The sequence below is a fragment of the Legionella bononiensis genome (assembly GCF_016786215.1).
Lineage (GTDB): Bacteria > Pseudomonadota > Gammaproteobacteria > Legionellales > Legionellaceae > Legionella > Legionella bononiensis.
In genome coordinates this window covers 75,803-97,078 of the sequence record NZ_JADOBG010000012.1, presented here as the reverse complement: position 1 = coordinate 97,078, position 21,276 = coordinate 75,803, and the positions used below count along the sequence as shown (strand labels likewise).

Here is a 21,276-nt window from a genome sequence, read left to right as displayed (position 1 = left end):
GAAATGATTCATATTAAAAAATTATTTGTTAATAAAAGTTTTAATTTAAAAGAAGCGTTGAATCAATTAGAAGAGACAGGACAGGGTGTTTTGTTTTTGGTAGATTCTGAAGAACGTTTAATAAGGACTATAACAGATGGAGATATTAGACGTCTTTTTTTGAAGGGTTGTACTTTAGAGACTTTACTCAGCGAATTACCTGAACAAAGTTCAAAATTTCTTCGAGATACTTCCTCTATACAAGATGCTTACCAATTAATGAGCGAGTATGAACTGGATCATATACCCCTAATTGATGAACATGGGAGACCTGTCCGTTTAATTCATAGACGCGAATTATCCCAGAATATTCTTCTTTCTTCTCCTCATATTGGCGATCACGAACAACAATATGTACAAGAAGCATTTACTACTAATTGGGTTGCCCCATTAGGGCCGAATGTTGATGCATTTGAAAAAGAAGTCGCAGAATATATAAATATTAAAAGTGCAGTTGCATTGAGCTCGGGGACTGCGGCCTTACACTTGGCGTTGATCTTGTTAGGTGTAAAAGCCGGAGATCTTGTTTTTGCATCGAGCTTTACTTTTGTAGCTACAGTTAATCCAATCATATATCAGGGAGCCACGCCAGTATTTATCGATTCAGATTTGGATACTTGGAATATGTCTCCTAAAGCTTTGGAACGTGCTCTCAAAGATGCAAAAGCAAAAAATCAATTACCAAAGGCAGTGATTATAGTCAATTTATATGGTCAAAGTGCAAATTACGATGCCTTGTGTGAGTTATGTAATGAGTACAATGTACCTATTATTGAAGATGCTGCTGAGTCTTTAGGAGCTACATATAAGAAAAAGCATACTGGAACTTTTGGAAAACTAGGTGTTTTTTCCTTTAATGGTAATAAAATTATTACTACTTCTGGAGGCGGGATGTTAGTCTCTGAAGATGAAGCACTAATTGAAAGAGCCAGATTTTTAGCAACTCAGGCTCGTGATCCCGCACCTCATTATGAACATAGTGTAGTTGGTTATAATTATAGATTAAGTAATGTTCTTGCAGGTATAGGCAGAGGGCAATTAAAAGTACTGGATGAACGAGTTGCTTCAAGAAAAAGAATTTTTGACCAATATAAGCACGCATTTAAATCATTTAACTTTATTGAAATGATGCCCGAAATAGAAAATGGATTTAGCACAAATTGGTTATCTACAATGCTAATTAATCCAATATCTTCTGCGCTAAGACCTGAAATAATTATAGAACAACTAAAAAAATACAATATCGAGGCAAGAAGAACCTGGAAGCCTATGCACAAGCAGCCTCTATTTTCAGGAACTACTTATTATCCACATGATGAAGAATTTAGTGTTTCAGATTATTTATTTGATCAGGGAATATGTTTACCATCAGGATCCAATCTAAGCTCCAAGGATATAGATAGAGTTATTCATTGCTTGATCGATATTTTTGAAAAAAATGATGACAGATCACTGTGTGTTAGTGCTTGAAGTTGAAGATAATATAGATTGGTGATTATTTTCTATTTAATTAGAGAGTTAAATTTTAGAGTTTTTTTGCATGAAGATAATCGATACTAAAATAGCAGATGTCAAAATTATTGAACCAACTGTTTATGGCGATGATAGGGGTTTTTTTTATGAATCGTTTCATCTTCGCCGATATCAGGAAACTCTTGGTATTAAAGAAGTCTTTGTGCAGGATAATTTTTCTCGCTCACAAAAGGGCGTGTTAAGAGGACTTCACTTTCAAAGTCAGTTTGCTCAAGGAAAATTAGTGTCTGTTTTGGCGGGAGAAGTATTTGATGTTGCGGTAGATATCCGAATTGGTTCCCCTACATTTGGAGAATGGGTTGGAGTGATATTATCTTCTCAAAATAGACGACAATTATGGATACCTAAGGGGCTGGCTCATGGATTTTACGTTTTAAGCGCTACGGCTGATTTTTTTTATAAATGTACTGATTATTATCATCCTCAAAGTGAAATTTCAATTAATTATCTAGACCCTCAATTAGCAATAGATTGGCCTATCGAGAGTGAAGTCCAACTTTCTACAAAAGATGCTGCTGCCGAGCCTTTGAGCTTAATTGATACCAATTATTTACCAAGGTATTAAAGCAAATGAAAATATTGGTAACCGGTGCAAAAGGTCAAGTTGGCACTGAAATTGTGACATTATTTACTTCTACAACACATGAAATTGTAAGCTTTACAAGACGAGAGCTTAATTGTGAAAATATAATGGGAGTAAATGCTGCCTTATTAGCGATTCGCCCAGATCTTATAATTAACACGGCTGCATATACTTCAGTTGATCAGGCCGAGAATGAACCAAATCGAGTTATGACTGTGAATTCTACTTTTGTTGCAGAGTTGGCAGTTTATTGCAGACAATGGAATATACCAATAATCCATTTATCTACTGATTATGTATTTGATGGAACAAAGTTCGAACCTTATAAGGAATCAGATATTCCTAATCCCCAAAATGTTTATGGGCGATCAAAATTAGCAGGTGAGCAAGCGATATTCTCTAAGTTAAATCATTATATTATTTTGCGAGTAAGTTGGGTATTTGGTACATCTGGTAGCAATTTTGTAAAAACCATTTTAAATTTGGCTTCTTCCCGTGACGAATTAAATATAGTTAGTGATCAATGGGGGAGACCAACTGCTGCCCGTGATATAGCCAGAGTATTACTAGGTATTGTTCAAAATATCGCCACAAATTCTTTTGACGATTGGGGGATATATCACTATGCAAGTCATGGGGTTACTAATTGGTTTGAGTTTGCTCATGAATTTATAAATATGGCTAAGGAAAAAAATAGCGCTTTAAATTTAGCACATATACATCCAATCAAATCTGAAGAGTATGTTACAAAAGTTAAAAGACCTAAGTATTCGGTTTTGGATACGAGCAAGATTCAGCAGAAATTAGGTATCGATTGTCACCATTGGTACAGTTATTTACCAGAGGTTGTAGAGTGTTGCATCAAATGAGCAGAATTATATGAGCTATAAAATTAAAAATCTTTTAGTCACCGGAGCTGCCGGCTTCATCGGTTCTAACTTTGTTCGATATTTTCTAGAGCAATATTCAGACATTAGAGTGATTAGTCTTGATAAATTAACCTATGCAGGAAGTAAAACTAATCTGAATTCTGTCGAACACTATAAAAATCATATTTTTGTACAAGGTGATATTTTAGATAAAGACTTGGTTTTATCTTTGTTACGACACTATGAGATAGACACTATCGCTCATTTTGCAGCTGAATCACATGTAGATAACTCAATTAATAATCCACGGATTTTTCTTGAAACCAATATCATTGGTACTTTTACTTTATTAGAATCTGCCCGATCTTATTGGATTAATGAGAAGAACTGGGATAAAGAAAACTGTAGGTTTCATCACGTATCTACTGATGAAGTTTATGGCTCTTTGGAAGACAGTGATCCTCCTTTTACTGAGTTAAATACCTACCAACCTAATTCCCCTTACTCTGCTTCAAAGGCTGGTTCTGATCATATAGTAAGGGCATTTTTTCATACTTATGGATTGCCTGTAATTACAACAAATTGTTCAAACAATTATGGACCAAATCAACATAAGGAAAAATTAATTCCCAAAGTAATTGATGCATGCATTCATAGAACACCAATTCCAGTATACGGGAGTGGTAAAAATATACGTGATTGGCTTTTTGTAATGGATCATTGTGAGGCGATTGATTTGATTATCAGGAAGGGATCTGTTGGAGATGTTTATAACATTGGTGGAAATAATGAGATGGATAATCTGAGTTTAATTAAAACTATTTGTCATGTTATGGATGACCTTATGCCAATGAGTAAACCCTATGAATCATTGATCAGATTTGTAGAGGATAGGAAGGGACATGATAAACGATATGCAATAGATAACTCTAAAATTTACAGGGAACTTGGCTGGAAGCCTGAAGGTGATTTTCATTGTAAATTGATGACGACCATTCAGCATTATCTGAGCTGAATTTAATTATAATTTTGATGGAGAGCTGATTTAAGGATTGTATTAAATTAGTATAACTTATGTTTAATAACATATATTTTAAAATTAATTTAACTATCCCTATAATTGACAGTTTATGAAAAAGCTTACTGAACTAGCTTCTTGGAATGAACTCCAAAAAGAAGCGAAGAATCTTCGAGAAAAAGGAAGAGCTGAGGCTCTTTATCTAAATGAAAATGCTAAAAGCCTATACATAAAAAGTATGGGTTTTTTGACGTTTGATTTTTCAAAACAAATGATAAATTCCACTATTATGGATTTACTGGTTCGATTGGCTAATGACGTTGAACTAGGAGAAAGAATAGAGAATTTAATGAGTGGTAAGAAAGTCAATGTCAGTGAACACAAAGCCGCCCTTCATACTGCTTTGCGTGATTTTGAAACATCATCGCTACTAGTTGATGGTTTAAATATTATGTCAGAAGTAGATAATACCCGAGAGCAAATTAAACGAATATCCAATCTTATCAGAACTAAAAAATGGCTTGGTTATTCAGGGACCCATATTACCGATGTTGTCAATATTGGAATTGGAGGTTCGGATTTAGGGCCTCGTTTCTGTATCAATGCTCTCGATTCTTATTGCTCAAAAGATCTTAATTATTATTTTATATCTGATGCTGATCCAGATGGGTTTGATGCAATAATCAAATTAATAGACCCTCAAACCACATTATTTATTATCTCCTCGAAATCATTTACTACAAAAGAAACCTTGATAAATGCTCATAAAGTTATTGAATTATATCCATCACAAAATAGCATTCAACAACATTTTATTGCTATTACCGCACATCCAAAGAGAGCACAACAATTGGGTATCAAAACTATTTTACCTATATGGGATTGGGTAGGGGGGAGGTATTCATTTTGTTCTGCTGTTAATTTAATTACTGCAATTGCAATTGGCTATGAACAATTTACTCAACTGTTAATTGGCGCCCATCAAGTTGATCAACATGTCCACCAAACAGATTTTAAAAATAATATTCCTGTATTAATGGCTTTATTGGGTATTTGGAATATTAATTTTTTAAATATTCATAATTTGCTTATTCTAGCCTATTCAAAACGGCTGGAATATTTTATCCCTTATTTGCAGCAACTTGATATGGAAAGTAATGGAAAATCTATCGATATAAACGGGAAGCGGGTTGCTTATGCTACAGGCCCTATAGTCTGGGGTGGCTTGGGAAATCAAGCTCAACACAGTTATTTTCAGTTATTATGCCAAGGTACACACAAATCTGCCGTTGATTTTATTACTTTACAGACAAATGACAAATCCATAATTAATGAGATGTGTGACTACAAAATGAAAGTTCTAAGTGAAGGCATAGAGTCTGTTAACAATCCCAATGGCTTTATATCGGGCAATGTTCCTTTGAATCATATTAAATTGTCTGATTGTTCGCCATTTTCTCTTGGCGCATTGGTATCCCTGTATGAACATAAGATATTCATACAAAGCGTCATTTGGAATATTAATCCCTTTGATCAACCTGGTGTTGAAAGTGCTAAATTGCTTGGAAATTTTTCGACTGCATTGAGTTGACTTAAAGAGTATTAAAGTGAAATGGTGTTTTTAAAAGATAATATCAGAATTTAATGTAATGGCTTATTATTCTTGATAAAATCAAAAAGATTATAAATTTGTTACAAATTAGAATGTGAGAAATAAATGAAAGGTATTATCTTGGCAGGCGGAACAGGTACCAGACTGTATCCCCTGACTAAATCTATCAGTAAGCAAATTGTTCCAGTTTATGATAAGCCAATGATTTATTACTCTATTTCTACATTAATGCTGGCTAATATTCGGGATATATTAATTATTTCAACTGAAGAGCATTTACCTCTTTATAAATCTTTATTATCTGATGGTTCACAATGGGGCGTTAGTTTTAGTTATGTGATCCAAAATAAACCTAAAGGAATTGCTGAAGCATTTATACTAGGCGATGAATTTATTGGAACAGACTCTGTGTGTTTGGTTTTGGGAGATAATATTCATCAGGGAAGGGGATTATCTGAATTATTGCAAAATGCCAAATCCAAATTAAATGGTGCTACAATTTTTGCTTATTATGTAGATAAACCTCAGGCTTATGGAGTTGTAGAATTTAATAAAGACTTGCAAGTAGTTTCGATTATTGAAAAACCAACTCAACCTAAATCGAATTATGCTGTAACTGGTCTGTATTTTTATGATAATCAAGTTATAGAAGTAGCAAAGAGTTTAAAACCTTCTGATAGAGGCGAGCTAGAAATAACTGATGTAAATCAATTTTATTTGTATGAAAATAAGTTGGATGTTGAAGTTCTTGGCCGTGGATTTGTATGGCTGGATATGGGAACGCCTGAAACCCTTTTATCAGCAAGTAACTACGTGCATATGATAGAACAACGACAAGGCCTTAAAGTTGGATGCCCTGAAGAAATAGCATGGAGAATGAAATTCATTAGTGATGCTGAGTTATTAGAAAGAGCGAATGAATTGGATAAAAGTAGTTATGGACAATATCTTTCAGGACTATTAAATCAAAATTATTATTAATTGAGTTAGGTACTGATAGTGTCCACAATTTTAATTACAGGTGCAACAGGCTTTATAGGGCGAAGTTTGGTTCCTGCTCTTATTTCAGCAGGACATGATGTTCGATGCGCAGTACATAAAAAATGTAAATCCCTTCAAGCAGAACAAGTACAAATCAATAAGTTAGAACTGCAGCCGGATTGGACAGAAGCATTGAGTGGTATTGATATAGTGATTCATCTTGCTGCAAAAGCTCATAGTACAGATAAAAAGCGTGACTTATATCCTGATGAGTATTCTAAAGTGAATAGCATCGCTACCCATCATTTAGCGACTCAGGCAGCGAAGAGCAAAGTAAAGAGATTTATATTTTTGAGCTCAATTAAAGTAAATGGGGAATTTACACTGGAAAATAGTCCTTTTACGGAAGAGAGCATTGTTCAGCCTGAGGATCCTTACGCTCAGAGTAAATTGGCAGCTGAACACTATTTATGGGACATTAGTAAGATTACAGGTATGCAAATTGTAATTATAAGGCCTCCATTAGTTTATGGTCCTCATGTTAAGGCTAATTTTTTAAAGATAATGAAGTTAGTTAATAAAGGTTGGCCTTTACCTTTTGGAATGGTTCATAATAAACGGAGTTTTATTTTTATTGATAATTTGGTTTCAGCAATATGTTCTGTACTTTGGGATGCAAGAGCTGCTAATCAAATGTTTTTGGTATCTGATGATGACTCTTGGTCATTAGCTCAATTAATAAATATATTGGCGAATGGAATGGATAGAAAAGCAACATTGTTTTCGGTACCTATCCCTTTATTGGCATTGCTTTTTACTCTCACTGGCTTTAAAAGTCTTAATTCCCGATTGTTTGCTTCGTTAGAAGTAAGTAATAATAAAATTAAATCACAATTAGGCTGGACTCCTCCCATCAGTTCAGCAGAGGGATTAGCGAAAACAGCTAAATGGTATCAATATGAATATAATTCTTAGTTTAATTCTTGTCATAGCATCGGCTATCTTGACCAATTTATTTTTTATATTTGCCAAAAATACTAGGCTTATTGATAAACCTAATGAAAGAAATTTACATGCTAAGCCGACTGTGCGCGGTGGAGGCGTTATCTTCATAGGGTTAAGTTTAATCACTTGGTTATTAATTAGTTATAATAATGATACTCTTGCAAATGAGCAGATAATATTTCTAAGTAGCATCTTTATAATTGCAACCATCAGTTTCTTTGATGATTTATTTAGCTTATCTGTCAAATTCAGATTTTTAATTCAATGTTTAATCGCTTTAACTATTTCTTTAACGATACAACCAGAGAAACTGGATTTTATCTTATTTTCTATCAGTTCCGTTTATATTATTGTCCCTTTTATCTTTATTTCAGTTATTGGGGCAATAAACCATTTTAATTTTATGGATGGCCTTGATGGATTTTGTGCTTCTCAAGCTATTTTTTTACTAATAACTTATGCTTTGTTTTTTTTCATACAAGGGGCTTTATTGTATCAAGAGTATTGTACTATTCTTACCCTTTGCCTCTTGGGATTTTTGGTCTTTAATTTTCCTCCTGCCAAAATATTTATGGGGGATATTGGGAGTGCCTCATTAGGTCTAATTACGTTTTGTCTTGCTTTGATTGCACAGGAGCAATACAACATTCCAATTATATATTGGTTTATGTTAAATTTAATCTTTCTTTTTGACTCAATAATTACTTTGTTACGGAGAATGATAAAAAAGGAGCATTGGATAGCCCCTCATAAAAAACATGCTTATCAGAGATTAAAACAGTTTGGAGTTAATTCGAGAATTATCTTATTCGGGCAAATAGTAATAAATTTGTTTTTCTTTGTGCTTGTACTATTGCTTCAGAATCAACTACTCAATTTGATTGTTGTATTGATAGTACAACTTAGCTCTCTGATGTTCATATATTATTCTATTGAAAATAAATTTCCAATGAAATGATTCCGATAACAACAATAATTTAACACTGGTTTCTAGTGCAGGGTTTGATATATTTTATTGACATATAACAATGTAAATGATTATCCTGCATTGATTTAAAATCAAAATCATAACAGATGAAATCTATTCAAAACTAGGAGAGATCATTGAGTTCTTTATATTTCGAAAATGAATCTTATTTAAACTACATGCTAGAGCATTGCCATCCTTCAAATCAAAATGATTATGGCCGAGTTTCTGGTACCCAATTCGCTATGAAAATCATTCAAGATTTAGAAATTCAAGATACTCATAAAGTATTAGAGATTGGCTGTGGTTTAGGAAGGATTTTGAATAACTTGCGTACTTCCTATAATGCTGATTTTTGGGGTTGTGATATATCATCTACACTTATTCAAGAAGCAAAGGCCTTATTTCCTGATTATCAAGATCAATTTTTTGTCTCTTCTGCAGAATCTATTTCCGCCCCTGAAAAATCGTTTGATAGAGTTATCTATTGGGGGGTTTTTGAAATGACTGATATGATTAAAGCCCTTATAGAAACATCTAGGATTCTTAAAATTGGTGGAAAGGCATTACTATGCTCTATCAAAAACAAAGAATTTATTCAGGATGATATTGATAGTATCAAAGCACATCAAGCTTATATAGAGAAGAACATTCCAATTAAATATTTACATGTAGAAAATTTTAAAAAGGTAATTGATTATCTTGGGTTTAGTATAAGCAAGCAATATATTTTCGATTATAAGGATGATTTAATTAAACAAAAATATAGGAACTCAGAAGATAACAATTATAATTATAGTGACGCTATTTATATAATTGAGAAATTGACTTCTACCCCTCTTGATGAAAAATCTGTTTTTTCCCCTGTTGAATTGTAGGAAATCTTGAATGAACTCTAGTGAAAGTAACAATGGCCAGCTCTATGTGTGCCCTGTAATTAATGCAATGGGTCCAGTGGTTGATAGCAGACACAATGATCTATTGCCTGATTGGGAAGCAGTTGATAATGCAGTTGATAAAATTTTCAATCCTGCATTTAGAGCTTCGTACAAAGATTCATATCAACGGATGGTAGCATTTTCTTGGTTTTTTATCAGCTGGTCAGGTTTTAAAACAAATCCAGTTCAAAGAGACTTTGGCTATTTCAATATCTTCGACCACTATAACCAGAGGTGGTCGAATGAAATGAAAAAATATAATGACCAACTGTTCTGGATGTATAATCATCCAGCGGAATCAGGTATTGGTAATGAATGGGGCCTGGATTGGTTACATAATTCACATTATCTGCAGATATTAATGAGATTTGTGGCTGAACGTCAATATTTCCCTTCTGTAGTAGAGATAGTTACTGAAAAAAATGATACGTCACATTTTCTTGAAAATTATTTTCCATTTGATTTAAGCAATCGCAATAGCGTGGATGTTAACTGGAACGCAATTAATGCCGATGGTAAACCTATGTCAGATGTTATTGACTGGCGTCGAGCTCCACATGATTGGGAAATTTATTCTCCAAGTGAATTAGACTATCAGCGTCCAGGCTCTATGAAGAGAAAAATTGGCCGGTTACTAGATATTAAATCGGTGGTGTATGAGTTAAAGGATTATGAGATAGAAAAGGCTTTTCAAACTTGTTTAGAAGGAAAGAATGCAATGATTTGTGCTTACGAGCACGATTTCAGAGACAGGTATCAGACTATAGTTGATAAATTACTTGATCCTGTGGTTCGCATCTCAAAAAAATACCCTGAAATAAAATGGCGCTACGCCAATGTCCTTGAAGCTTTTCAAAATTTATCCAATGATTCCAATGATTCCAATGATATTAAACTGAATTTTAATATCAAGTTGGATGCTAATGGAAATTTGTTAATTCATTCTAATGGTTCTATTTTTGGTAGATTTCCTTTTGCTTTTTTAAAAAATGGTGATGATTATATTCATTTAACACCATTGCCGGTTGGGGAAAACGTATGGCTCTTAGATAAGGGCATATTGATTCCTGGTTATCAATTGTTCGTAGCTGCATGCACTGCAAATGGTTGTATAGGAATAAATACATTTGATGTGAGCTTCTGAAATGATAAAGCAGGAATTTTATCTTTTTATTGATATACATCCTCAACATATTGAGGCAATAAACCAGTGGATATCAGGAAAGAATGGTAAGACAGCAATTCTAGTTCCAAGTCACTCGGAACTATCAACAGGCGCATTTAATGCCGAATTATTTACAGAGAAAATGCTGATTACGACAAATTCAGAAATAGAGGAGCTTTGTTATAAAACTGTAGAAAATCATAAACTATTTCAAGAAAATTATTATAAGAAATATAAATTCAATGGGGTTCCCTTAATTAAAGATTTTTATAATAATTTTGATGTATCCTCAAAAAATCTGTTTATTTTATCAGTAGCAGCACGAATGCTTTATGATAAAGGATATGATAATGTTGTAGTTGTGTTACAACACTATTCTATCTGGCACTTATTTTTATTGGATGAAGCCAAAAGTATAGCTCTTTCATCTGAAGATGCCACTCCTTATACTGTTAATGAATCTAATGAAATAATCTCATGTCCTAAACACCAAGACATATTTTTACAAACATCCAGAAAATGTACTAATTTTGAATTAGCTGGCTTAGTTTGGCATTTGTATTGTGGCCAAGGTTTCGAATACGATGAATTAATGAAGGGTAACTTGGCAAAAATTAGATGGGATATATTTTTGAGATTTATTGATCAATTGAAACTTAGTACAAAAAATCTAGTTTCTAAAATGTTGCAAAAATTTAAGTCATTAAAAACCAGGGACAATTCTCAAAACCCAAATAGGATCTTGTGTTTAATTACCAGCCAAGAGCCGTTATATTATAAAAACATTCTACCAATATCCAGAGCGTTAAATTCATCCAATGCTGAGGTATCATTTTATACTTTAAATAAAGAGCAGGCGGGGTTCTATCAAAACAATATAAAGGCTAATTCTTTAACAGCTGATGCCATGGATTATACAGATTGGTCATTAGTTATGTTCTTTGGTGTGTTATCTCTTATTAAATTGTTTCAGGCTATTCAAACCGCAGAAAATCAGAACCCCGAGCAAAGTACTAATACTCTTGGTATGAGTAGTAATACGCTATTTTTTATTGATCGATCTATTATTAATCGATACGGTTTTCAGAAGGGTATTATCCTTATAAGAAATATCAAAAGAATAAAAAAGATTTTTGATGATGTAAACCCTACAGTCGTTTATAAAGTACCTTCTACTCATATTTTACATCATGTAATTAAAGTGTTTACCGAAAGAAGGAAATTAAAATTAGTCACTTCAATTTTTGCATCTATAAATGAAGCATCAAGAAATTGGGAAGAAGTTGCGCCATGTGATATTTATACTGTGCTTGGTTACGAACAAGTAAATTCTTTTATTAATAAAGGGTTATCTTCTTCACATGTGTATCCCGTCGGCCAACCTGAATTAGATGTCTATATTGAAGATTGGAACGAAGATAAGTGTTATGAATATGTTATAGAGAAAATAGGGGCTATAGATAGAAATAAGAGAATTATCTTAATTGCCACAAGTAATTTCGATGTGGAATCCGAAAAGCAATGGATACCCAGAGTTGCGCAAATATGTTCTCAAATGGGACTACAATTACTCATAAAATTACATCCCTCAATGAATGTAAGCCAATTTAAATTAAACATAACAAGTGCTCATGACTATATCATATGTCCTGAAATGGATCTTATTCCCATCATAAAATTAGCCGCAATCATTTTGACTGATGTAAGTCATGCAGGCAAACTTTCAGTGTATTTTGGTAAGCGTCTTCTTATTGTAAATTTATCTGAACAACCTTTTCCATATAATAGATTGGATGAAGAAGGTGTGGCTCTATTGGCGAAAGATTTAGAGAGCATTGAAGATAAAATTAAAGAATTACTCTCTCATCAAGTTTCAGAAGAATATAGCTTATTTAGGAGCAAATTTATTTCACATAACTTTACAAGTGATAAAGAACCAGCTTCGAAATCGATAGTGAAATTGCTTTGTAATAGTTTATAGAGTTATTTGTGTATACTGAACGATTTAAAAGATGAAATCCGTTATTATTTTATGAGTATGAATGTATAGAAAAATGCTTTATTTTAGCAGTGAACTATATATAATCTAAAAAAATATTATACGTCTCATCTCTAAGCCAAGTATGCTTTTTAATTCTTATTCATTTGTATTCTTTTATTTACCTTTAGTCTTAATTATATTTGGTATTATACAAAATCGATTTCGAAACGAATATATAATAGCCTATTTGTTTATTACTTCTTTAATATTTTATGGTCTTTGGAATCAACAATACCTTCCAATATTATTAATATCAATTTTATTTAATTACACAATTAGTCTATTAATAAAACAGAATTATAAACAATTTTATTATTTAGGACTTTTAGGAAATCTCTCATTACTTATTTACTTTAAGTACAGTCAATTTGTAATCAATAATTTTTCCATATTATTGAATCAACCCATCGAATTAATTAATGGAGATCTTCCATTAGGTATTTCTTTCTTTACATTCACTCAAATTGCATATTTAACAGATTGTTATAAAAATCAAATCAAAGCTCCAACATTTATTAATTATGGTCTATTTGTAACCTTTTTCCCTCATCTCATGGCTGGCCCAATACTTCATCACCAAGAAATAATGCCGCAATTTAAACCTGAAAAAGCACGATTATTAACCTGGAACAATACAGCTATTGGTATCGCCATTTTTAGTATAGGACTTTTTAAAAAATCCATAATTGCAGATACTCTTGCTCCATACGCTAACCAGATGTTTGATGCTGCTTCTCATGGACCAGTTACTTTTATCGAAGCATGGTCAGGAAGTATCTGTTATACCTTTCAACTATACTTTGATTTCTCAGGTTACTCAGATATGGCAATTGGTCTCGCTCGAATGTTCGGTATCATTTTTCCATTGAATTTTAATTCACCTTACAAAGCAAAGAATATAATAAGTTTTTGGCGTCGATGGCATATGACACTTTCTCGTTTTTTAAGAGACTATATATACATCCCTTTAGGTGGCAATCGCCATGGTAAAATGAGCAAATATGTTAATTTAATGATCACCATGTTTGTTGGGGGAATTTGGCATGGAGCTGCATGGACTTTTATAGTTTGGGGGCTGCTCCATGGACTATTTCTGGTAATCAATCATTTATGGCTTTATGTAAAGCAAAAATATCTTAATTTTTTGTTTTCGAGAACTATATTTATATATAAAGCAATAGCTCAGACCATTACCTTTATTATAGTTGTTGTTGCCTGGGTATTTTTTCGAGCTGAGACCTTCTCAACAAGTTACTACATATTAAACGCAATGTTTAATCCAAATCCATCATTTACTTCAACTATATTTGCTCCAGAACAATTTAAAATCATGATCGAGTTATTACTTATTTCAAGTTTGCTTATTTTTGTAGCACCAAATACGCAGCAATTATTTTATAAATTCAAACCCGCATTAGAAACCTATCCTGGTGAAATTGAGCCATACTCTTTAAAAATGCTTCAATGGAGTCCAAATGCTCTTACCGCTGCTGTTTGTGCAATATTAACAGTAATTTCCTTGTTATCTTTTGGGAAAGTAAGCGAATTTTTATATTATAAATTCTAGGATGATTCGAATTGAATGACTTTAAAAAATTCTCAATCTATTATTTTTTCATTCTTACATTACTTATACTGATTATAATTATTTTTAATTGGGTAGTTAATCCTTATAATATTTATAGTTCTATAGCCATGAAAAAATTGAGTCGAAAACCCATGGTTACCTCCCATCTGCGACTTGCTAAAGCTAGGGCTGTGGAATGGAAAAAACCCCAAACTGTTATTATGGGCTCGTCTACCGCTGAAACTGGTCTTGACCCCGAACATCCTGATTGGATTAACAAACCTGTCTATAATCTTGGCCTTAGTGGTGCGAATATTTACGAAGTAATGCGGTATTTACAGCATGCACAATCAATAAAACCTTTGAAAACAGTGGTATTAACCGTTAATTTTTTTATGTTTAATGCATATTCAAAAAACAGAGTCGATTTTAGTGAAGAAATACTCAATATTGATTTTAATGGTAATCTAAATCCAAAATCCACTACTGCTTATTTCTCTACATTACTCACTTATGATGCTATAAATGCAAGTTTGTTCACTATTAAGAATCAAGATAAAAAAAATGCATTTAAAAATAATGGGCAATTAGTTCATAATTATCGGAATGATTTGGTTAATCAATTAAAGGGTTATAGAAATAATTTTATATCTGCTGAGCGATATAACAGAAGTTCATTTTTACCCCCACCTGCAAATAAATACGCATTTTATGATTTAAAAAACAATATTGATACGATGAACTACATGAAAAAAATCATTGAAATTTGTGAAACTAATAATACTGAATTAGTAATCATAATAGCTCCTGAACATGTAAGATTGTTGGAAACCTATAAATTACTTGGTTTATGGGAGCAATATGAACAATGGCAAAGTAAACTTGTATCTTTAGTTAATTACCATAATATGAACCATCCAAATCTTCAATATGCTCTCTGGAGTTTTAATAATATAAATCAATTCACTACAGAACCATTACCTGTAAAGGATGATCACGTTACAAAAATGCAATGGTTTTGGGATCCTCTTCATTTTAAAAATGAATTCGGTAATTTAATTTTATCAAGCATACTAAATCCCCAATTTAAATCGAACATAATTAATTTCAGATCAGATTTGACAAAAGCTAATCTGAGTTCTGAATTCGAAAAAATTAGGAGCGATTTAAATAGATGGGAGAGTTTAAACTCTGACCAAACTCAAGAAATTAAGCAAATATTGTCTAGTTCAAATTAGAAATTATGTAGATGCTAAACATAACCTGTGATGCTCGTTCAGGATCTAAGTGATCCTTGACGAGATCAGCAAAAGTTTACAACCAAATTATGCAACTTTCTTTAAAGCCACTACCTGTTACTTAAATAGGCACGTACTCTGGGACTTCAACAAGAGTTACAGTTTTTTTAATGTACAACCTTAGAAAATTCTTAATGTTGTTTATACTCCCCCCCTGTGATATATTCTTCGACTTCAAAAATGCCAGATCAAGGCTAAGAGCCCAATTTTAAATTGAATATTTATTGATTTAAAAACAACAAATTAAAACATATATCTTCTTGGATTTTGAACTGTTCTCATACAAACGAGATTTTTTAATCCATAGTAACGGAAGCCAAATTAGGAGGACCTCAAAATGAAATCGAATTCTCTTCAACAAACAACTTATGAATATTATTCCTCTTCTATAGTTGATGAATGGCTAAAATATGTATACATAGATGAAACAGATGCAGGACATTTTCCATTTGGCGCTGCCAGGCGACTTGTTTTATCAAAAGCAATAGAGCGAAATAACATTAAAGGGCAGTTTGCACTGGATGTAGGTTGTGGCGGTGGTCAACTTAGTATTGAACTAGCGAAGGCTGGATTTAATGTAGAAGGAATCGATTTTTCAGATAAAATGTTGGCACATGCTCAAAAAATTATCAATGAGGAACATTTATCAAATAAAGTAAAATTTCGCCAAGCTGACTTTTTAGAATTAAAACCTTCGGATTTTAAACACTCTGCAAATCTAGCAATCGCAATGGGTTTTATTGAATATTTTAATGATGAAAATATTTTTTTCCAAAATGTTGAATCGTTCTTGGTTAATAAAGGTTATTTGATTGTAGAATTTAGAAATAGAGCATTTAATATTGCATCTGCTAATCAGTTTACAATTAAGGAAGCTAACAATGGAGAGCTAGAAACTCTGGTTAATGCATTCCAAGATTATCTACAGGGCACAGAAATTAATCAAGATACATATCTTGAATATCTCGACCAAATGAGCCAAGTTAATGCATTACTAAAAGCCGATACCAGTGAATTTAATACACCTATTTTGACCAAAACATTCCCTACTACAAGAAGGCAACATATTCTTAAGGATCTGGTTAATACAGCTTCTCAAAATGGTTTTAAATTAGTGGATACTTTAGGTATGCATCCGCATCCATTTTTTCCGATTCTGGAACAAAGGGGAACGCGGGCGTTCAATAAAATTGCTTGGGCTTTGCAATGCATTCCTTGGAATCCATTAGTTGTTTTGAATTGTTCTTCAATTGTTGCTGTATTTCAGAAAAACTAGGTATCAGGGAATATAATATGATTTCAGTTACATACCATGCATTTTTTTTAGGTAATGAATATGAGCATTTGCCAAAAAGTATGGTTATTACAACAGAACAATTAGATTATCAAATTCGACATCTTAAAAATTTGCATCAATTTTATCACCCGAATGATATTATTTTAAGCATAGAAAAAACGGGCGTACCACCGCCCAATGCTGTCGTTCTTACTTTTGATGATGCTCATTTAGGACAAGCAACAGTTGCAGAAAGAGTTCTAAATCAACATGATATCAAGGGATTCTTTTTTGCACCGACATGCATTATTAATGATAGGATTCTGCCCACTGTTGAGAAACAACGATTATTACAATATTTTCGTACAGATTATTCCCTCTTTTATAATGGTTTTTGTGAGAAACTTAGAGAATTTTGCCCTGATATTGAACCAATACTCTATTTACCCAGTGAAACTGCTATATCATCAGCATTAGATTATTATGCAGAATATAAGTTTTATTCTCCTCTTGAGCGTCTTTACCGCAAGGTGAGAGAAACGATAATACCTACAGATAAATTTGATACAATTATAAATCTGATGTTTGGCGAAATTTTTAATGAACAAGAAATTGTAGATAGTTATTACATGAATTGGGAACATTTAAAACAACTAAAAAAGAATGGACATGAAATTGGTGGGCATGGGCACTTACACCTTTTGGAGACTTCGATTGATCCTGAAATGGCAATAAATGATGCTGCACATTGCCTCGATCTTTTGAGTACTAATTTACAATATAAACCAAGAACTTATGCATATCCTTATGGAATTTTCAAAAAGGAAACTGAAGAGTATCTTAAGCAGAAAGGAATACAAATCTCTTTTACATGTCGTGAGGGAATTGGCATGGAATATAGTCCATTACGCATGGATAGACTTGATTGTCAAAATTTACCTTTTGACCTCTCAGCACCAATTACCCACTGGTCTATCAATGAAATGGCATGATTTTAAAAGCCATTAATCATAGCTTAAAGCATTGAAGATGATGTGTGTATTGGCATTAGAATAACAAGCAATACAGCACTACTGACTTAATAGCATATCTAATTTGCGCTAGTCATCAATCATATTGTATTTCAAGCGAACTAAGTAGCTCTATAATTCTTTGTGAAGATGATTTATTTGGATCTACATCGATAAAACGTCTCATTTGCTCTTCAAAGTTGGTTGTATTTAAATTATTATTTTGATCCATTTTTATATCTACTAACAGACTTTCAAATTCTTCAATGGATTTCAGAGTAGGAAGGTTCAAGGACAGGATAAAATCACCATATTTTGTATGGTGCAACCCAATATTAGAAAGCATGCATAGTTTTTGATTAAAATAAGCTTGTATAAATATAGAAGAAAAATTGGTAAGACATAGGTTACTTTTGCTGAACAAGTAATCCAGAGATGCATTTTTAGTTATCTCTAGTTGAGGCCCTAATTGTGAAAGTGATTTATAGTTATCACAAGAATCCTCTGGATGAATTTTTAATATAAAACTGAATTGTTCTTGGAAAATGAAATTAATTTTTTGATATAAAAGTTTAATTTCAGCCAGTTGTAGCTCATGAGCTTTATGATCATTTAGACCTGATAAAAAATTGGTGAGAAAGTAGGTAATACACAAAGAGTTCTTTGAATTATATACAGGGGTATTTGTTGACTCGATAGGGGGTTTTATAAATGATTCAAAATATGGAGAACTTACAGTGTATATTCGTTCATGAAGATTATTCCCATAATTACGAACAACTTCAGACCAATAATGTCCTAATGAAAGAAATACATTACAGCCGCCGTAACCATATTTAACACCCCCAATAAATCGTGAGATGTATTTTTGATAGAAATAATATAATGAATTACTAAATTTTGTTTTTTTATTGGATTTCATTTGACTAAATAACAAACCATCTTGCAAGAGCACTGTGGTAATTTTGTATTTTTTTGCAATCCTTATAATGGCTCGTTCATAATGTCCAGTATCATTTCCCAACAGTATAAAATCAGGTTTAATAGTATTTAAGGTTATTTGGATCTTGTTACTTGCCTCAAGGTAAACATATTTCAGAGTATTAAATAAATAAAATAAATATCTAGACTGATTTTTAAGTTCTTTTAATGATTGTAAACCAAAACTTGAATTGTTATCTTCGGTGTTCTCTAAATCAATCAGCATTATTTCTATATCATAGTTGCATAATTTAGATTGAGTCGCTAATTCTAAAAATGTTCTTTTATGCAATGAATTACTGGATACTGCAAGTATTTTTCTCATCAACATACCTAATATTTTATTAGTACTATTTATTCAAATAGTACATTAGATCCAAACTCCAATTATCGAAATATCAGTTTCTAATCATTTGATAGAAAGTATTAATCTATTGGCAGTGCTAATTTTATATTGGAATTTGAAGAAGTCTTAACAAACTGGTTAAGTAACATATTACTCTTGAGTTCCAAACATGCTAAATCATCATTTTGTGGTTGAAGATAGACGGTTAATAGCTGAGTCAATTCTTCACAATTTGTAGCGACTAAATCCCAAAATCTCCCTTTGATAATACCAGTAAAATCAGGTGTATTAGCAAAATTTACAAGAATTAGAACTTTATTTTGGGCTAAAGCATCAAAAATGACACTAGATGCTTTCGTTATAACTATGTTTGATGAGTCAAGATCTTGACTTAGTGAGCGGGTCACAGCTGAATGCAGTTCGATATTTTTATATGACGAAAGGTGATTTTTGAATAGTTCAATAGGATGTGATGGGTGTAATCTTATGCTCAAAATGTAATGCTCTGGTATTGTTTCAGCCAATTTAACTATTGTGAATAATTCTTCGTCAATAGTCATGATTAAAGGGAATACATCGATATTAGAAGACGCAATATATAAAATCACTTTACAATTACTAATCCATTCCTTTTTATTTGGAGACATGACACTAAGTAGGTTTGTATTTCCACTAATTTTAATGAGTTCATTTGGGTATCCATAATTATCAATTAATAAAGTTCTATAATAATTTCCCCATATGTGGAACTCATTGGGTAATAACGGGTATTTGATTTTCGTACCCTGCAGATGTGCTAAATAAAAGCCTGTATTCGTTACAATATAGGGGGTAATAATGCCCCCTTGTAAGCCAATTAACTTACCATTGCTTGTATTTAATGCGAGGGCCAGAGATCGGCCAATGGATGAATGCGATTCAACCGTATACAGTGTATCTACGTGTTGATTTTTTACAATACGAGATGCGATATCTATATATAAACTAGCCGAGAATAGTAAACCAGGGAGCAGTTCAAGAATTTTATGTTCACATGATTTAAGAAAACTGAACTCGTCAATCATAAAATTGGATTGAACATTAATGTCTTGAAAAAGAGATGAAATCTGTTTTTTAAACACTTTCTTTTTGAAAAACAATTTCCAGATACTTGAATAAGAAACACTACTATACCATGGAATATAGATTCCCTTGATGATGAAGAACCAATTTTTAACTTTATTTAATGTTGAATGATTTGATAGAACTGGTTCAAATAAGGAAATAGTTTTAACGTTCTTGTTAATATTTCTAATTTTAATTTCAAATTCTTTGTAAATATTGTCCGTTATATAAAGTGAATTATTATTATCGAATTGCAGTAAACTTCTGTTTCCATGATTACATAAAAATGCAGTATATCGGGAATGTACAGAGTTAGATTTAAGGAGCGAGCTAATACCAAGTAAACATTTCTTAATAACAAGCAGGTCAAACCAGTACAATGAATTATAGAGTAAATGTTTAAATTTTTGAGAGAGCGTTTTCTTGACATTTATCTTATCAGTGCTCTCTAAAATCTGTATTTTATAATTTGTTTGTTCAAGAATTCTTAAGAGGTTTGAGCACGCTATAGATTGAACATTTCCAATAATTACAATGTTCTGAGGAGTATTTGAAGCCAATAGGTATTTATAGATTGTACAATATAAAATTGAATCAAAAATTCCTCCTGCTACCTCAAACAGAGCATCGTAAATAAACCACCACAATGATTGATTCTTAAATTTAAAATAGTCTGCTAACTGAATATTATTTGATAAGGTTATTTTAGGAAAATTGGTTAACCATCGTAATGCAGTTGTTAAAATTTCATTCCAAATTACGTCATTTATATTAAAAAGGTAATGAGACTGCAATCCCTTTAATATCAGCTGCTCACGTGTAAAAAGGGAATCACAGATATAAATATAATTAATGTGTTCTTCTTTTTTTATGGCGTCTACTTTAGTTAGTGATAGATTATTCCCAAAAATAAAAATGAGTTGTGTCTGTCTCATATAAATTA

17 protein-coding genes are annotated in these 21,276 nt (G+C 32.2%); 15 read left to right on the top strand and 2 right to left on the bottom strand.

What is annotated here, in order from left to right; all coding sequences use genetic code 11:
* Nucleotides 1-3: 3 nt before the first annotated feature.
* The 15 genes from IZU94_RS08760 to IZU94_RS08690 all read left to right on the top strand — a co-directional run bounded on the left by IZU94_RS08760 (nucleotide 4) and on the right by IZU94_RS08690 (nucleotide 17,884).
* Nucleotides 4-1,509, top strand: a complete 1,506-nt coding sequence (locus tag IZU94_RS08760; protein WP_203109917.1) for an aminotransferase class I/II-fold pyridoxal phosphate-dependent enzyme — start codon at nucleotides 4-6, stop codon at nucleotides 1,507-1,509.
* A 70-nt stretch (nucleotides 1,510-1,579) separates the two neighbouring features.
* Nucleotides 1,580-2,137 (top strand): dTDP-4-dehydrorhamnose 3,5-epimerase, encoded by a 558-nt coding sequence (gene rfbC, locus IZU94_RS08755; protein WP_203109915.1) that lies wholly within the window; start codon nucleotides 1,580-1,582, stop codon nucleotides 2,135-2,137.
* A gap of 5 nt (nucleotides 2,138-2,142) precedes the next feature.
* Nucleotides 2,143-3,024, top strand: a complete 882-nt coding sequence (gene rfbD / locus IZU94_RS08750; RefSeq protein WP_203109913.1) for a dTDP-4-dehydrorhamnose reductase — start codon at nucleotides 2,143-2,145, stop codon at nucleotides 3,022-3,024.
* Between the two features lie 10 nt (nucleotides 3,025-3,034).
* Nucleotides 3,035-4,039 carry a dTDP-glucose 4,6-dehydratase gene (gene rfbB / locus IZU94_RS08745; RefSeq protein WP_203109911.1) on the top strand — a complete coding sequence of 335 codons (1,005 nt, stop codon included), beginning with the start codon at nucleotides 3,035-3,037 and terminating at the stop codon, nucleotides 4,037-4,039.
* A gap of 115 nt (nucleotides 4,040-4,154) precedes the next feature.
* Nucleotides 4,155-5,633, top strand: a complete 1,479-nt coding sequence (gene pgi / locus IZU94_RS08740) for a glucose-6-phosphate isomerase (protein ID WP_203109909.1) — start codon at nucleotides 4,155-4,157, stop codon at nucleotides 5,631-5,633.
* 126 nt (nucleotides 5,634-5,759) lie between these two features.
* On the top strand, nucleotides 5,760-6,635 hold the full coding sequence (gene rfbA, locus IZU94_RS08735; RefSeq protein ID WP_203109907.1) for a glucose-1-phosphate thymidylyltransferase RfbA: 876 nt from the start codon (nucleotides 5,760-5,762) through the stop codon (nucleotides 6,633-6,635).
* Between the two features lie 18 nt (nucleotides 6,636-6,653).
* Nucleotides 6,654-7,610, top strand: a complete 957-nt coding sequence (locus IZU94_RS08730; protein WP_203109905.1) for an NAD-dependent epimerase/dehydratase family protein — start codon at nucleotides 6,654-6,656, stop codon at nucleotides 7,608-7,610.
* Complete coding sequence (locus tag IZU94_RS08725; RefSeq protein WP_203109903.1) at nucleotides 7,594-8,598, top strand: MraY family glycosyltransferase; 1,005 nt, start codon at nucleotides 7,594-7,596, stop codon at nucleotides 8,596-8,598. The genes IZU94_RS08730 and IZU94_RS08725 overlap by 17 nt, the downstream gene beginning before the upstream one ends.
* Nucleotides 8,599-8,744: 146 nt before the next feature.
* Nucleotides 8,745-9,485 carry a class I SAM-dependent methyltransferase gene (locus IZU94_RS08720; protein WP_203109901.1) on the top strand — a complete coding sequence of 247 codons (741 nt, stop codon included), beginning with the start codon at nucleotides 8,745-8,747 and terminating at the stop codon, nucleotides 9,483-9,485.
* A 76-nt stretch (nucleotides 9,486-9,561) separates the two neighbouring features.
* Nucleotides 9,562-10,689: a hypothetical protein gene (locus tag IZU94_RS08715; protein ID WP_203162698.1), complete on the top strand. Its 1,128-nt coding sequence runs from the start codon at nucleotides 9,562-9,564 to the stop codon at nucleotides 10,687-10,689.
* A 1-nt stretch (nucleotide 10,690) separates the two neighbouring features.
* The gene (locus IZU94_RS08710; RefSeq protein WP_203109898.1) at nucleotides 10,691-12,691 is read left to right on the top strand and encodes a CDP-glycerol glycerophosphotransferase family protein; all 2,001 of its coding nucleotides are present in this window, start codon (nucleotides 10,691-10,693) and stop codon (nucleotides 12,689-12,691) included.
* A gap of 142 nt (nucleotides 12,692-12,833) precedes the next feature.
* Nucleotides 12,834-14,318, top strand: a complete 1,485-nt coding sequence (locus IZU94_RS08705; protein WP_203109896.1) for an MBOAT family O-acyltransferase — start codon at nucleotides 12,834-12,836, stop codon at nucleotides 14,316-14,318.
* An 11-nt stretch (nucleotides 14,319-14,329) separates the two neighbouring features.
* Entirely contained in the window at nucleotides 14,330-15,556 is a 1,227-nt protein-coding gene (locus IZU94_RS08700) for a hypothetical protein (protein WP_203109895.1), read from the top strand.
* A 397-nt stretch (nucleotides 15,557-15,953) separates the two neighbouring features.
* Entirely contained in the window at nucleotides 15,954-16,892 is a 939-nt protein-coding gene (locus IZU94_RS08695; protein ID WP_203109894.1) for a class I SAM-dependent methyltransferase, read from the top strand.
* A gap of 17 nt (nucleotides 16,893-16,909) precedes the next feature.
* Nucleotides 16,910-17,884 carry a polysaccharide deacetylase family protein gene (locus IZU94_RS08690; protein ID WP_203109893.1) on the top strand — a complete coding sequence of 325 codons (975 nt, stop codon included), beginning with the start codon at nucleotides 16,910-16,912 and terminating at the stop codon, nucleotides 17,882-17,884.
* A gap of 115 nt (nucleotides 17,885-17,999) precedes the next feature.
* Here the strand turns inward: IZU94_RS08690 and IZU94_RS08685 are convergent, their stop codons facing one another.
* Both IZU94_RS08685 and IZU94_RS08680 read right to left on the bottom strand, forming a co-directional pair.
* Nucleotides 18,000-19,208 (bottom strand): nucleotidyl transferase family protein, encoded by a 1,209-nt coding sequence (locus IZU94_RS08685; protein ID WP_203109892.1) that lies wholly within the window; start codon nucleotides 19,206-19,208, stop codon nucleotides 18,000-18,002.
* Nucleotides 19,209-19,309: 101 nt separating this feature from the next.
* A complete protein-coding gene (locus IZU94_RS08680; protein WP_203109891.1) occupies nucleotides 19,310-21,268 on the bottom strand; it encodes a CDP-glycerol glycerophosphotransferase family protein in 1,959 nt (652 codons plus the stop codon).
* Nucleotides 21,269-21,276: the final 8 nt, after the last annotated feature.